The following is a 14381-nucleotide window of genomic DNA, read 5'->3' as shown; positions in this document are numbered from 1 at the left end:
GATGTAAAATGGACTATAAATTAAAGTCCCCTTTAGGGGTTAAAAAACAGTATCAATTAATTTGTCTGCATGGTTTGGATAATCTGTGGTAAAGTGTAATCCCCTACTTTCCTTTCTTTGCATGGCCGATTTAATCACCAAATAAGCAGTTTGAATTACATTTCTCAATTCGCAAAGCTTAACTGAAACCTTGTTTTTCTTGTAGAATTCTTCAGTTTCCTGATAAATTAAAAACAGTCTTCTGTGGGCTCTTTCTAATCTAAAATCAGAACGAACAATCCCGACATAATCACCCATTACCTTCTGCAATTCGCGAAGATTATGTGTGACTAAAACATCTTCATTACTTTGCGTAACACCATGAGAATCCCATTCTGGTATATTTTCCGGAATAACATTATTTTTAAAATTCTCTATCGCATCCTGAAAAATCCGATGCGCAAAAACTGTAGCTTCTAATAAAGAATTGGAAGCCAAACGATTTGCTCCATGTAAGCCTGTAGATGAAACCTCGCCACAAGCATATAGATTTTTAATGGATGAACGACCGTACTCATCAACCATAATTCCACCACACATATAATGAGAAGCTGGTGTAACAGGTATAAAATCTTTGGTCATATCGATACCGATAGACAAACATTTAGCATATATATTAGGAAAGTGCTTCAAAATATCTGCTTTCTTACGCATGGTAATATCGAGATAAACAAACTCATCACCCGATTTTTTCATCTCATTATCTACTGCTCGGGCTACAATATCACGAGGAGCTAAAGATCTTCTTTCATCGTATTCTTGCATAAATTCTTCGCCATTTTTACGGCGAAGTACACCACCAAAACCACGAACTGCTTCAGAAATTAGGAACGATGGATACTCTCCAGGATGGTATAAAGCCGTTGGATGGAACTGAATAAATTCCATATTCCTTACTTTTCCCTTTGCCCGATAAACCATTGCCATACCATCACCTGTTGCAATAACTGGATTTGTGGTGGCAGAATACACATGTCCCGCACCTCCAGAAGCCATAACCGTTACACTTGCTAAAATCTTTTCCACATCGTTAAGCTCTGTGTTAAAGGCATATATCCCATAACAGTTGATATCTTCAGTACGTTTATCAACAAACTCACCAAGGTGATGCTGGGTAATTAACTCGAGTGCAAAGTAGTGTGTTAATATCTCTATGTTTGGATTCTCGTGAATTTCCTTTAAAAGCACACGCTCAATCTCGTATCCGGTGATGTCTTTATAGTGCAAAACACGGTGTTCGGAGTGACCACCTTCTTTAGCTAAATCGTAAAAACCAGAGTTGTCCTTATCGAAATTTATACCATAGTCAATGATCTCTTGAATACGCTGAGGTCCCTCTTTTACAACGATTTCCACAATTTTTTCATCACATAAACCGTCTCCAGCAATCAGTGTATCGTGAATATGTTTCTCAAAAGAATCGCCCTTATCAACAACAACTGCAACCCCACCCTGAGCATATTTTGTATTGGATTCATCCTCATTTGATTTGGTAACGATTAAAACCTTTCCAAACTTGGCAGCCTTGAGTGCAAAACTTAAACCCGCTATGCCTGAACCAATTACCAGAAAATCTACTTTTCTCATTTATAAAACATTTACTTTATCAACCATGTTGATAACTATAGAACAACTGTTAGCTTTATGTCTATTAAAGACTAACAAATAAACTTGAATGTTTAAAGCTACTCTAAAAAGACAATTTGCCACAATCTTTTACCCAATTTTTAAGCACCTTTGTCTAAGTAATTAACTTTTTACCTACTTACAAACAATTAACATTCCAATATTGATAAAATTAAAGACGTTTATCGATAGTGCTGAAAATCAATCTTATCATATTACAAAAATGTAATCTGAATGTTAGTAAACAATTAACAACTTACATAACAGTGCTTTTTTTATAAACTTACCAACGTTACCAACACACTAATAAACAAACAAGATTTATTTAAATAAAATACTTATTAATTATTGAGACGTGGAAAGCTTTATCTTTGGCCAACGTCAAAATTCAAAAAAGAAAAATTTGTAATGAACATCGATGTCTTAGAAGAAATTAATAAAAAAGGATTTGTAGAGGAGGATATAGATCCAACACTCGACCTTTTTGTTGAGATTGAAAAATTAAAGAAAGAAAAGAATGCAATAATTCTTGCTCACTATTATCAAGAACCTGATATTCAGGATATTGCTGATTATATTGGTGATAGTTTAGGTTTATCTCAAGAAGCTGCAAAAACCGATGCCGATGTAATTGTGTTTGCTGGAGTGCATTTTATGGCAGAAACAGCGAAGATTTTATCGCCATCTAAAAAGGTTTTATTGCCTGATGTTAAGGCCGGTTGTTCGCTTGCCGACAGCTGTCCACCTCATTTATTTAAAAAATTTAAGGAGAAATATCCCGATCATTTGGTGATTACTTACGTGAATTGTACGGCTGAATTGAAAGCGATGAGCGACATCGTTTGTACTTCAACCAATGCCGTTCAAATTGTAGAAAGTTTACCAAAAGATCAAAAAATTATCTTCGGTCCGGATCGGAATTTGGGTGCTTATGTAGCCAAAAAAACAGGAAGAGATTTAGTGCTTTGGAATGGAGCTTGTATGGTTCATGAAATTTTTTCTCAGGAGAAAATTACAAAATTGAAAGAACGTCATCCAAATGCTAAGTTTATTGCACACCCGGAATGTGAGGAAGTAGTCCTAAAAATGGCTGATTACATTGGATCGACCACAGGATTATTAAAATATACGATTACCAATCCTGCAACAGAATTTATTGTAGCTACAGAAAGTGGAATTATTCACCAGATGGAAAAGGCAAATCCTACAAAAACTTTTATTCCTGCTCCGCCAAATAACAGCTGTGCTTGTAACGATTGCCCATATATGAAGCGCAATACTTTGGAAAAACTATATTTATGTTTGAAAAATGGTTTACCGGAAGTTACTGTACCAGAACATATTGTAGAGCTGGCTCGTAAACCAATCCAAAGGATGTTGGATATTTCAGCAGAATTAGGATTGTAAAAACAATCCGCTTAGATTAAAGCGCTCGTCATTGCGAGGCACGAAGCAATCTTAAAGCTATGGGGTTTAACTTAACTAAAGTAGTAAGATTGCTTCGTGCCTCGTAATGATGGAAAAACTTAAACAATGAAAAGAACCAACATCCTTAAAAATTACTCTGGCTTATTATGGCTTTTAGCGGGAATTACCGTTGGGAGTATTGTAGGCTTAATTTTTGGGAAAAGTGTTGAAAGTATAAAACCACTCGGAGATATATTTTTAAACCTGTTGTTCACTGCGGTAATTCCATTGGTATTTTTTGCGGTTTCATCGGCGATAGCAAACATAGATCGAAGCAAAAAACTAGGAAAATTATTAACTGTAATGGTTTTAGTTTTTTTATCAACCGTAATCATTTCTGCAGTTTTAACTTTAGTTGCAACCTGGCTTTTTCCAATACATCAAGCTTTAGGAAACAACCCAATTCCATTAGAAGAAACTAAAATTCAATCTTTTGGAGAACAAATGACTCAGCTTTTAACCGTTGGAGAATTCTTCGAAATTGGAAGTAGGAAAAATATGTTGGCTTTAATTATTTTTTCAGTGTTGGTTGGGTTTTCTACCCTATATTCTGGAAAAGAAGGCGATGGTTTTAAAAATTTCTTGGTTTCTGGAAATGAGGTGATGAAAAAACTCATCATTTTGATCATGAAACTTGGTCCAATTGGTTTGGGGGCTTATTTTGCTTATCAGGTTGGTGTATTCGGACCACAACTTTTTGGTACTTATGCCAAGGCTTTAGGTTTGTATTATGGTGTTGGTGCATTTTATTTCATTGTATTTTTTACGCTCTATGCCTTTATTGCAGGCGGATTTAAAGCAATAAAAATTTTCTGGAAAAACAACATTATTCCATCTCTAACATCCATTGGAACCTGTAGTAGCATTGCAACCATTCCGGCAAATTTAGATGGAGCGACGAAAATGGGCGTTCCTAGTTACATCACGAATGTGACTATTCCATTGGGTGCAACATTACATAAAGATGGTTCTAGTATTAGTTCCATTATCAAAATAGCAGTTGTTTTTGCTATTTTTGGGAAAGATTTGGTTCATGTAGATACCATTATTTTAGCCTTGGGAATTACTGTTTTAGTGAGTATTGTAGAAGGCGGAATTCCAAATGGTGGTTATATTGGAGAATTGTTAATGATTTCTGCTTATCAATTACCGCCAGAAGCTTTGCCTCCAGCGATGATTATAGGCACTTTGGTTGATCCAATGGCGACTTTGTTAAATGCAACGGGCGATAATGTTGCTGCCATGTTGATTGCCAGATTTACAGAAGGAAGGAATTGGATGGAAAGTAAAGATCATCCCAATATTGTTGAATCAGAAAAAATTTAAAAAATCGAGGGCTTTGTCCCTATTACAGCATAACATATGTTTGAAAATAAAGAGCGTACAGATATTAATGAATTAGGTGAATTTGGTTTAATCAAACACCTAACTACTAATTTTAAAATCAAAAATGACTACTCGGTAAAAGGTGTTGGCGATGATGCTGCTGTTTTAGACAGTAAAGGAAAACAGACTTTAATTTCTACTGATTTATTGTTGGAAGGAATTCACTTTGATTTGGCTTATGTGCCATTGATGCACTTGGGTTACAAAGCTGTGCAAGTTAATTTGAGTGATATTTATGCCATGAATGGCAAAGCAAGTCAGATTACGGTTTCGCTTGGTCTATCTAGCAAGTTCCCTTTGGAAGCCGTAGAAGAGCTTTATAAAGGAATTGAATTGGCTTGTAATAAATATAATATCGATTTAATTGGTGGCGATACTTCTTCGAGTAAACAAGGCTTGGTTATTAGCATTACCAGTATTGGTTATGCTGAGGCTGATAAAATTGTCTATAGAAATGGTGCGCAAGAAAATGATCTGCTTTGTGTTTCTGGTGATTTGGGTGGTGCTTATTTAGGTTTACAAATTCTAGAAAGAGAGAAACAAATATACCTTGAAAACCCGCAAATCCAACCAGATTTGGAAGGTAAGGATTACATTATCGAACGACAATTGAAACCAGAAGCCCGCATGGATGTGATAGCGCTTTTGGAAGATATGAACATTAAACCTACTTCCATGATTGATGTTTCTGATGGTTTGGCTTCGGAAATTTTACATCTAGCAAAACAATCAAACGTAGGAATTACGATTTATGAAGATAAAATTCCTTTAGATCCTATGACTTATGAAACTGCTCGAGAATTAGGAATCGACCCTACGGTATGTGCTTTAAGTGGTGGCGAAGACTATGAATTGTTGTTTACGATTAGTCAGGAAGATTACAAGAAACTGAAACATGATGTAGATATCACAGTGATTGGCCACGTTACGGATAAAAATTCTGGATGTAAAATGGTTTCAAAATCGAATAATGTTCATGAGTTGAAAGCACAAGGTTGGAATGCTTTTAATAAGTAGGAATAACAATTTTTAGTGCGATCATCATTGCGAGGTATGAAGCAATCATAAAGCTATGGGTTTTATAGCGCTCATAGTAAGATTGCTCCGTACCTAGCAATGACGGTTTTTTATGAAGATGATTTTAAAGATGATTTTAAATTTCTTTCAGCTCTGAATCAACGGTTGAATATTCTGACTTTAATATGTTTAAATTCATATTGGCCCTGTTGCCAATAAGCCATTTGATAATGGATTTATCATTTATGTAGTATCTATTTTCTTCCGTTTTTTTAATTTTAAAAGTTTTTTGATGTTCATTGGTTTATCATATAGATAACTCTTTTTGTACACGAAAAATAATTGATTGTTTTTGAAGTAATAATCCGTTTCAGCTTTGCCCATTTCTCCAAAAAGTACGCATTGTATTTTTTTAAGTTCAACGCCATCATAGTAAAAAATGGCGTCCCACCTTCTGCTGATAAACTGAATATATCACGGCTTTTCTTTTTATAATGCTTTTGATTCGCATTAATCTTTTATAAATCCAATTTAATTTTATTGATGATTGCAATCGTATCAATATTTAAGATAGAAGGAGTGGTTTTAAAAGAAGCTACAGATTTTGAAAAATAAAAACCGCCAAATAAGAATAGTATAAAAAATGATAACTTCATTAATAATTAAATTGCTTGATTTAAAAATAATATTATATTTTAATTAAAATTCTTATTTTCATAAAGTAAATTGAAAAATGGGAAACGAAATTAAAAAAAGTAATAATACATGGAAAAAAGCTGTTTTGGTATTTATTTTCATAATTCCTATTATACTTTTAATTTTATTAACAATCTATCTACACCGGGCAGAAGGATTTTTAAATGCAATTTTATCTGGTTACTTTACATACGTATTTTGGTTAATCATTTATATTGTTTTATTCTTTTTGCTGAAAAAAGTATTAAAGTATTTTGGTTTTAATTTTAAGTAACAAGTTGAGCACGAACTGATATATCAACCTTGGTTTTAAAAGTCATGTTTAGGCAAATCGTCATTGCGAGGCACAAAGCAATCCTAATGCTTCGTGCCTCGCAATGACGAATTCTTGAAGTTATTCCTCATCTAAATACTTAATATCAATCTGTTTAGTTGCCTTGGCACCCAACTTTTTAATCTTCTCCGAAGTATTAGTTAAATTTCCAGAACCTACGGAAAGCTTGTTAATGGCCTTATCATAAGCATCTTGTCCGTTTTTAATGTGTTTGCCAATGTTTTCCATATCGGCAACAAAACCCACAAACTTATCGTACATGCTTCCACTTAAACGGGCAATTTCCATTACATTTCGATTTTGCCTCTCCTGTTTCCACATGCTGGCGATGGTGCGTAAAGTGGCTAATAATGTAGATGGACTTACAATAACCACTCGTCTATCCCAGGCGAAATTAAAAAGCTCAGCGTCTTTTTGAACTGCAATACTGAAAGAGGATTCTATTGGAACAAAGAGCAAAACAAAGTCTGGCGAATTGATTTTATACAGATCCTGATAGTTTTTGGAGGATAGCTCTTGAATGTGATTCTTGATGGAGGCCAAATGCGCTTTTACAAAGCCCTCACGCTCTTCTTCTGTCTCGGCAGACACGGAACGCTCGTAAGCAACCAAACTTACCTTAGCATCAACCACAAGATGTTTATCATCAGGCAAATCAATCACCACATCAGGCTGGTATCGGCTGCCATCGGCGGATGTATGCGAGGCTTGAATGCGATATTCCTGATCGCGGACCAAACCCGAACGCTCTAGAACCTTTTCTAAAATTACCTCTCCCCAATTTCCCTGTTTTTTGCTATCACCTTTTAGTGCTTTTGTGAGGTTATTGGCATCCTCTTGAATCAGTTTGCTTTGGATTTGCAATTCTGAAATTACGCCTTTCAAAATATTTCTTTCATCAGATTCGGCCTTGTAAACCTTTTCTACTTTTTCTTCAAAAGCCTTAATGTTTTCTTTTAAAGGATTTAAAATCAAATCGAGATTAGTTCTGTTTTGCTCTACAAATCGGGTAGATTTTTCGTCTAGAATTTTATTGGCAATCAGTTCAAAATCCTTATTCAGTTTCTGTTGAGATTGCTCATAACTTAATTTTTGCTCGGCCAGTTTTTCCTTTTCGGCGATGTAGAAAGAACGCGTACTTTCAAGTTCACGGTTTGCATCAGCCAATCTATCGCGTTCAGCCTGCAATTCATCAATTAAACGTTGCTGTTCTTGTTTCAATAGTAGAGTGATGTGCTCTTTTTCTGTTGATAAATTTGAAACTCGTTCATCTGCTTTGGCTAAACTGATCTTTAAAACATCATTTTCTGCCTTTGCTCTTTCAAAATCCTCCATCGAAATTAAAGCCACGGCTGTTTGTGGTTTCTTGAAAAAAAGTAGTACTAAAACGAGTAAAATAATAACGAGAAGTCCGATGGCGGCAAATTCCATAATGATAAAAATTTTAGTAAAAATCGAGAATTAAAATAGATTTACCAAAATATTTTGCTTTTATTAGCCGGTAGGTTTTGGCCGCAGATTAGCAGATTTTTTTCTTGCTTTTGCTTAATTAATTTTAATCTGCAAATCTGCGGCCTGGTTTTTTGCTTGAATCCAACCAAATTTCTTATCATTGAACTTTAAATATAATTAATGAACGAATTAACAATCCTCATTTCCTGCCCCGATCAAGTTGGTTTGGTAACCAATATTACGAGAGTGCTGGCTGCGCATCAATTAAATATCATCGCCATGCGAGAATTTGTTGATGAACCAAATAAGGCTTTCTTTACGCGAATAGCCTGCACCGGATATTTAGAAGAAACAGAAAAGCTTAAAAATAAATTGCTCGAAAACCTCCCAAATTCTGCTGAGGTAAGCTTAATTACACAGCAAGAAAAGCAAATTGCCATTCTGGTAACCAAAGAATACCATTGTTTGGCAGAAATCCTGATTAAAAATCAATTTAAAACTTTAGGTGCAAACGTTAAATGCGTAATCGGTAATTATGAATCGCTTAAGGATTTTACTGAAAAGCTTGGAATACCCTATTTTTTCGTTGATCATGTGAATAAGGATAAAGCCGAATTTGAAAGCGAACTAAAAGAAATCATCAATCAATTTGATGTAGATTATTTGGTGCTGGCCAAGTTCATGCGTATTCTCTCTGCAGATTTTGTTAAGGATTATGCAGGAAAAATTATCAATATTCACCACTCATTCCTGCCTGCATTTATTGGCGCAAACCCATACCGACAAGCGTTTGAGCGGGGCGTTAAAATCATAGGAGCCACAGCTCATTTTGTAACCGATAATTTGGATGAAGGTCCGATTATTACACAGCATACCACACATGTAGATCATAATTTTGGTGTAAAGGAAATGGTGCGGGCTGGAAAGGAAATTGAGAAAAAGGTATTGTTAGAAGCGCTAGAGCTAATTTTTGAAGATCGAGTTTTTGTAAGTGGTAATAAAACGGTTGTATTTAAATAAAAATATAACAAGTTTTTGGAAATGAAAGGTTCTGTGATTATGGCAGCCGATAGTCCTGCTAACGTTTCAATTCCCGATGAAACCTGTGCAAACAATAAGCGATCAAATAAAAATTGAAAATACAGTTTCTTAAATCGGGAACTTTACACTCTTATCAGGTTTATAAACCAACTTAATCCGCTTTTTTGAAACACAAAAACCTAAAATTTAATAGGTCAATTTAGGGTTCTTGTTTTTGGCATTTTGCAACCTCAAATAGCAGCAGAAACCTAAGTTATTAAACGGGATTGGAATGATATCCTTTTTGGATCCATGATACTTAAATTTGGCATCAACTTTCACAAAAAGATTTAATGTAAAGCCCGACAAAACATTAATAGTCATAAAGACTTTGCTTTCCAAATAAGGCTTAGCATCCTATTTACAATCGGCAGAGCAGGTTATAAACTTTGTAAAACCAATTCTGCTAAATCTTCACCGGTTTGCGATCCAATGGCGATACCCATTCCATTGCACCTGGTTGCACAGAAAATGTTTGTTCTAACTTCTTTTATCAATGGTTCCAACTGTTTGCCAAAAGCCATTATCCCACTCCAACCATAATCTATTTCAAAAGCTTTATTTGGAAGAATAACCTCCTCAAGAAACTTTTTAAGTGCTGCTTGTACAATTGCTGTCTGACCAAAATCTGTAGTTTCTTCTGCTTTAAAATCGATGTTTCTTCCGCCGCCCAACAAAATTCGATCATTGATATTTCTGAAATAATAATAGCCCTTATCGTAGTGAAAAGTGCCAGCTATTTTTAAATTTTTGATAGGCGTGGTAATAATTACCTGTCCGCGGCCTGGAACGATAGCTATTTCGGGCAGCAAAGATTTAATAAAAGCATTCGAGGTTACCACTAATCGTTTGCATCTGAAAATTCCCTGTGAAGTTCTTAATGTTATCTTTTTTGTGGTTTCCTTAATCTCATCGACAAAACAATTATTAAAAATAGTTACACCCAGTTGTTGCGTACATTGAATCAAGGCAAACATCATTTTACCAGTATCAATTTGGGCTTCGTAATGGTTATAAATTAAGTTTTCAATCCCATCAAAACCAAAGTGTTTTATTTTATCGTTATTTAAACAGAATGCATCTTTCCCAACAACATCCTTAATAATTTGGTTGAAATGTTCAATTTTGGATACACACGTTGTAGCTAAATCCATTTCGGTGTTTTTAAATAATTCATAGCCACCCAAGCACTGATAATCAATAGTTTTATCTCCCAAAAGATTACGAAGTTTGGCTAAACCTTTCCATCTCTTTTCTATTAATAAGGATAAGCCGTTTGTGCCCACCAAATTTTCTTGTTCAATTAGCTCAGAAATGCTCCCGAAGCAAGCAAAACCCGCATTTTTAGTGCTTGCCCCTGTTGGCAAAAAACCCTTTTCGAGGATGGCTATCTTCAACAATGGTGCTTGCTTTTTTAAGTGAATAGCGGCATTTAAGCCTACAATACCACTTCCGACGATGATGACATCGAAACTAAAAAATGATTCTCTTTCCCAGTATGAAAGCTGATTGGCCATAAATAAAAGTAGTATTTTTTGGGAAGCAAATATTATGGGAACGCTTTTTGATATACGGCTAAACGAAAAACATACATAAGAAAATGGGAGTTTATTTAATATTAATCATCCCGGTATTACTGTTGAGCATGTTTGTACAATGGCGTTTTAGAAACAAGTTTTCCAAATACGCAGAAATGCAGCTTAGCTCAGGCTTATCGGGCAAGGAAGTGGCAGAAAGAATGCTACATGATAATGGGATATACGACGTGAAAGTGATGAGTACCGAAGGACAACTAACAGATCATTACAATCCATCAGATAGAACCGTAAATTTAAGTACAGATGTTTATTATAGCCGAAGCGTTGCAGCTGCAGCTGTAGCAGCACACGAATGTGGTCACGCTGTTCAACATGCTAAATCGTATTCGTGGTTAAATTTAAGAAGTACAATGGTTCCGGTTGTAAGTATATCCTCAAATCTTTTGCAATGGGTTTTGCTCATTGGCGTATTGCTGATTGGTTTTACAGGAAACCCTGTTGTTTTAGCAATTGGCGTGGTGGGTTTAGCACTCGTCACTGTATTCAGTATTATAACACTGCCGGTAGAGTTCGATGCAAGTAATCGGGCGTTAATCTGGTTGAAAAATAACCAAGGCGTAATGCAAACGCAAGAAGAAAATGTGCAAGCTAAAGATGCACTTTGGTGGGCCGCAATGACCTACGTTGTTGCAGCAGTTGGTGCCTTGGCAAACTTACTTTATTACGCGTCTATGCTTTTTGGGCGAAGCAGGGATTAAAGAAATACCTACCTATGAAAAGCAAAAAGCGTCGCGATGTAAATCGTGGCGCTTTTGTTTTATCAATTTTAGTCAGTTAAAAACTATATCTCGCAACCGTTTTCATCACAAATTGCATCATCGGCTTTATTTAATGATGTTAACGTGGTTTTAGGTTGAGCGGCTTTCCACTCCGTGAAACTTTGTTTGAGTGCGTCGGTAAAAGCCTGTACAGGTTATGCACCAGAAACACCATATTTCCGATCCATTACAAAATACGGAACGCCTCGAATGCCTAAATTTTGGCTTTCATAAACATCATAACGAACAGCCTCAGCAAATTGATCGCTCTTTAAAACCTCTTCTGCTTCCGATCTTTCTAGACCAATTTCTACAGCTAAATCAATAAGAACCGATTCTTCCCCAATGTTTTTACTTTTGATGAAATGAGCTTCGAATAATTTTTCTTCTGCTAAATCTTGAAGATTATGCTTAGCCGCTAAATGAATTAAGCGATGAGCATTGAAAGTATTTGCAGGAATATTATTGTCAAAATCTATTGATAAACCAGCATTTGAGGCCATATCAACAACCTGTTTAGTCATCTGTTTGGCTTGCTCTATAGGCATTCCCTTGCTTCTCGAAAGGTAATCGTAAACGGTTTCGTTGTTCGTATTGTGGTATTCTGGATTAAGCTGATAACTTTTCCAATCTACTTCAATCTCATTTTTGAAGGGCAGCTTTTCAATTGCTTGTTCAAAATGGCGTTTACCGATATAACAAAACGGACACATTACATCCGACCAGATTTCAACTTTCATAATGTAAAATTAAGTTCTTGCAATTAAAGGATGGTAAGTTGAAAGTAAAAAGCTGATTCCCAACTGTGGAAATACTTTGCCCAAGCAGGGGAATAATTTTCCCTATTTACCAAGTTAATTTAATTTAAATAACTCATTATCAGGATAATAAAAATGTGGCTCAATTTTGTATTGAATTATACAAACCATTTTTAAATTATGATGAAAAAAACGCTTTACATGGGCTTGTTTCTTACAGGCTTATATTTTGGTGCTTTCGCTCAGCGACAACCAGACAATGTATCAAAATTTGACTCCAAAATCCAATCAATCATGCTTGATAACTTAACTGGTAATATTATCGTTAAAGAAGCCAATAAGGTTTCTGCATTTAATCCTTCAACCAATACGGTAGAATGGACGGTTACGGATGAACAGATTGGAAAAATGAGTGCATCAAGCCAAGCTGCAAAGGTGAGTGATGCTTTGGGAGATCCAGATTTATTGAAAATTTTTCAATCAACAGATCAATTAAATTTTTTGCCAAACACTCCATTTATCCAAGCAAATATTAACGCCAAGGATGTTATTATCAATTCTCTTGATGGAAAAATTATGTTTAACTCTGGCACAACCCCGTATCGCGTTGTACTAAGTCAGTATGTAGATGGCGATGAGAAATTTCTGTTTTTGGTTACGGAGGGTAAAGATTTTAAATGTGTACTCTTTGATCCTAAACTAGGAAAAGATGATTGGATGACTGTTGTTGGGACAAAGGAAGGAATGCTTAAAAGTTTATTAGCAAATTCTGCCGCTAATAGCCTTGGCTTAGGCTTATCGAAACTGGCAACAAAAGACGAGGTTGTAGCAACAAATGATGCTATCTTCGCAACTATTAATAACCATCTCTTTAAGCTAGATAAAGCGAGTGGAAAAATTAAATGGTCGGCCAAGGAAGACGTACATCGATTCTATCTTTCTAACGATAACAAGCACATTATTACCATGCGAAATGCTGGAAGTTTAATTTCGGCAAAGAGAGCATTAAATGCGCTTGATACTCAAACAGGGGCACCTGTTTTTAAAGAAGATATTACTACCAAATATGTTTCTTATATTGAGGATTGGGGAAATAAATTTCTTGTAGCCCATTCAAACGGATTTAATTTTTTCGATTACAATACAGGACAAAAAATTTGGAAGAAAGATGCAAAAGGCGATGATATTAAGCAAGTGATCCCAATAGATAATGATTACTTATATATTGCAGATAATGAAATGAGCCTAATCGATCGCGATGGAAAACAAAAGTGGAAGAACTTTGTAGAAATTAGCGATGATAAGACCGATCCAGTATATTTTTTAAATAAAGTAGATAACAATAAGGTTTTTTATCTAACAGGAACCTATGGTAATATGGTAGATTATACAACAGGGAAAAAGATTTGGAAAGGAAACATCAAGTTTGAACCAAAGCTACCTTTATTGTATGCTTATGACGAGCCAACAAAATCTTTCTTAGTATTTAACGATGAGAAAATTTACAAGTTTGATCCATCTGCAATAGATAAGCCAGAAGCTTTTGCTAAAATTAAAGTTAAGAACGATAAGGCGTTATCTACTTTAGGCCTATTCGATTGGGGTGTATCTCTAAGTGGAGAAAATGAAGTAATTGGAGTTGGAAAAGATGGGTCTGTAAAATTTCAAAAAACCTACAAGGAACCGGGTGCTGCAGCAAGGCGACTGCTTAAAACAGGCAGTATAATTGGCATGTCTTATTTAGGTTTGAGATCTGGATTACAGCAGGGTTTTTCTGAGGCAACTTATGTTTCTCGAGATGCTAACGGTAATGTAAAAGAGGATTATTTACTTTCAGAATCATCAAGAGCAAGATTGAAAAGTAAGGCTGCGGTAAACAACGGAATATCTCAGGCAATCGGAGCAACTGTACTAAGCCGTGTTGATTCGAGATTTAAAGCATTAAAACAAAATAACGACTTCGCTTTTATTTTTGCTCGCGGAGAAAGTGATGAAACAAATTACCTTGTTAAGGTAAGCAAAGCTACTGGAGCAGAAGTGGATAAAATTGCAATTGATAATACAAAACCAATTTATGAAATTGATTTCGTAACCGATAATCTTTATTATGTGAATGGCAATGAGTTGAGAACATTTTCAAAGAAATAAAATAATCAAAAAAGTAACCAAG

General features: G+C 35.3%; 10 protein-coding genes. 6 read left to right on the top strand and 4 right to left on the bottom strand.

What is annotated here, in order from left to right:
• Positions 1–39: 39 nt before the first annotated feature.
• A complete protein-coding gene (gene nadB / locus EZ449_RS18685) occupies positions 40–1626 on the bottom strand; it encodes an L-aspartate oxidase (protein ID WP_131561741.1) in 1587 nt (528 codons plus the stop codon).
• A gap of 447 nt (positions 1627–2073) precedes the next feature.
• On the opposite strand from nadB, the gene nadA reads away from it, so the two are divergent.
• From nadA to thiL, 3 genes are all read left to right on the top strand, one after another.
• Entirely contained in the window at positions 2074–3072 is a 999-nt protein-coding gene (nadA, locus tag EZ449_RS18680) for a quinolinate synthase NadA (RefSeq protein ID WP_131561739.1), read from the top strand.
• 126 nt (positions 3073–3198) lie between these two features.
• Positions 3199–4458, top strand: a complete 1260-nt coding sequence (locus EZ449_RS18675) for a dicarboxylate/amino acid:cation symporter (RefSeq protein WP_131561737.1) — start codon at positions 3199–3201, stop codon at positions 4456–4458.
• Positions 4459–4494: 36 nt separating this feature from the next.
• Positions 4495–5535, top strand: coding sequence for a thiamine-phosphate kinase (gene thiL / locus EZ449_RS18670; RefSeq protein WP_131561735.1), 1041 nt, complete (start codon positions 4495–4497; stop codon positions 5533–5535).
• 1090 nt (positions 5536–6625) lie between these two features.
• Here the strand turns inward: thiL and EZ449_RS18665 are convergent.
• A complete protein-coding gene (locus tag EZ449_RS18665; protein WP_131561733.1) occupies positions 6626–7996 on the bottom strand; it encodes a DNA recombination protein RmuC in 1371 nt (456 codons plus the stop codon).
• Between the two features lie 201 nt (positions 7997–8197).
• On the opposite strand from EZ449_RS18665, the gene purU reads away from it, so the two are divergent.
• A complete protein-coding gene (purU, locus tag EZ449_RS18660) occupies positions 8198–9037 on the top strand; it encodes a formyltetrahydrofolate deformylase (RefSeq protein WP_131561731.1) in 840 nt (279 codons plus the stop codon).
• 440 nt (positions 9038–9477) lie between these two features.
• Here the strand turns inward: purU and EZ449_RS18655 are convergent, their stop codons facing one another.
• On the bottom strand, positions 9478–10614 hold the full coding sequence (locus EZ449_RS18655) for an NAD(P)/FAD-dependent oxidoreductase (RefSeq protein WP_131561729.1): 1137 nt from the start codon (positions 10612–10614) through the stop codon (positions 9478–9480).
• 83 nt (positions 10615–10697) lie between these two features.
• Between EZ449_RS18655 and EZ449_RS18650 the strand changes: the two genes are divergently transcribed.
• The gene (locus tag EZ449_RS18650; protein WP_131561727.1) at positions 10698–11393 is read left to right on the top strand and encodes a zinc metallopeptidase; all 696 of its coding nucleotides are present in this window, start codon (positions 10698–10700) and stop codon (positions 11391–11393) included.
• Positions 11394–11608: 215 nt separating this feature from the next.
• Here EZ449_RS18650 and EZ449_RS18645 read toward each other — a convergent pair whose 3' ends face one another.
• Positions 11609–12193, bottom strand: coding sequence for a DsbA family oxidoreductase (locus tag EZ449_RS18645; protein ID WP_131561725.1), 585 nt, complete (start codon positions 12191–12193; stop codon positions 11609–11611).
• A 198-nt stretch (positions 12194–12391) separates the two neighbouring features.
• Between EZ449_RS18645 and EZ449_RS18640 the strand changes: the two genes are divergently transcribed.
• The gene (locus EZ449_RS18640; RefSeq protein WP_131561723.1) at positions 12392–14359 is read left to right on the top strand and encodes an outer membrane protein assembly factor BamB family protein; all 1968 of its coding nucleotides are present in this window, start codon (positions 12392–12394) and stop codon (positions 14357–14359) included.
• Positions 14360–14381: the final 22 nt, after the last annotated feature.

Origin of the sequence: Pedobacter frigidisoli (assembly GCF_004331675.1) — a bacterium.
In the GTDB taxonomy this organism is placed as follows: Bacteria; Bacteroidota; Bacteroidia; order Sphingobacteriales; family Sphingobacteriaceae; genus Pedobacter; species Pedobacter frigidisoli.
This window is presented reverse-complemented; position numbering and strand designations above follow the sequence as displayed.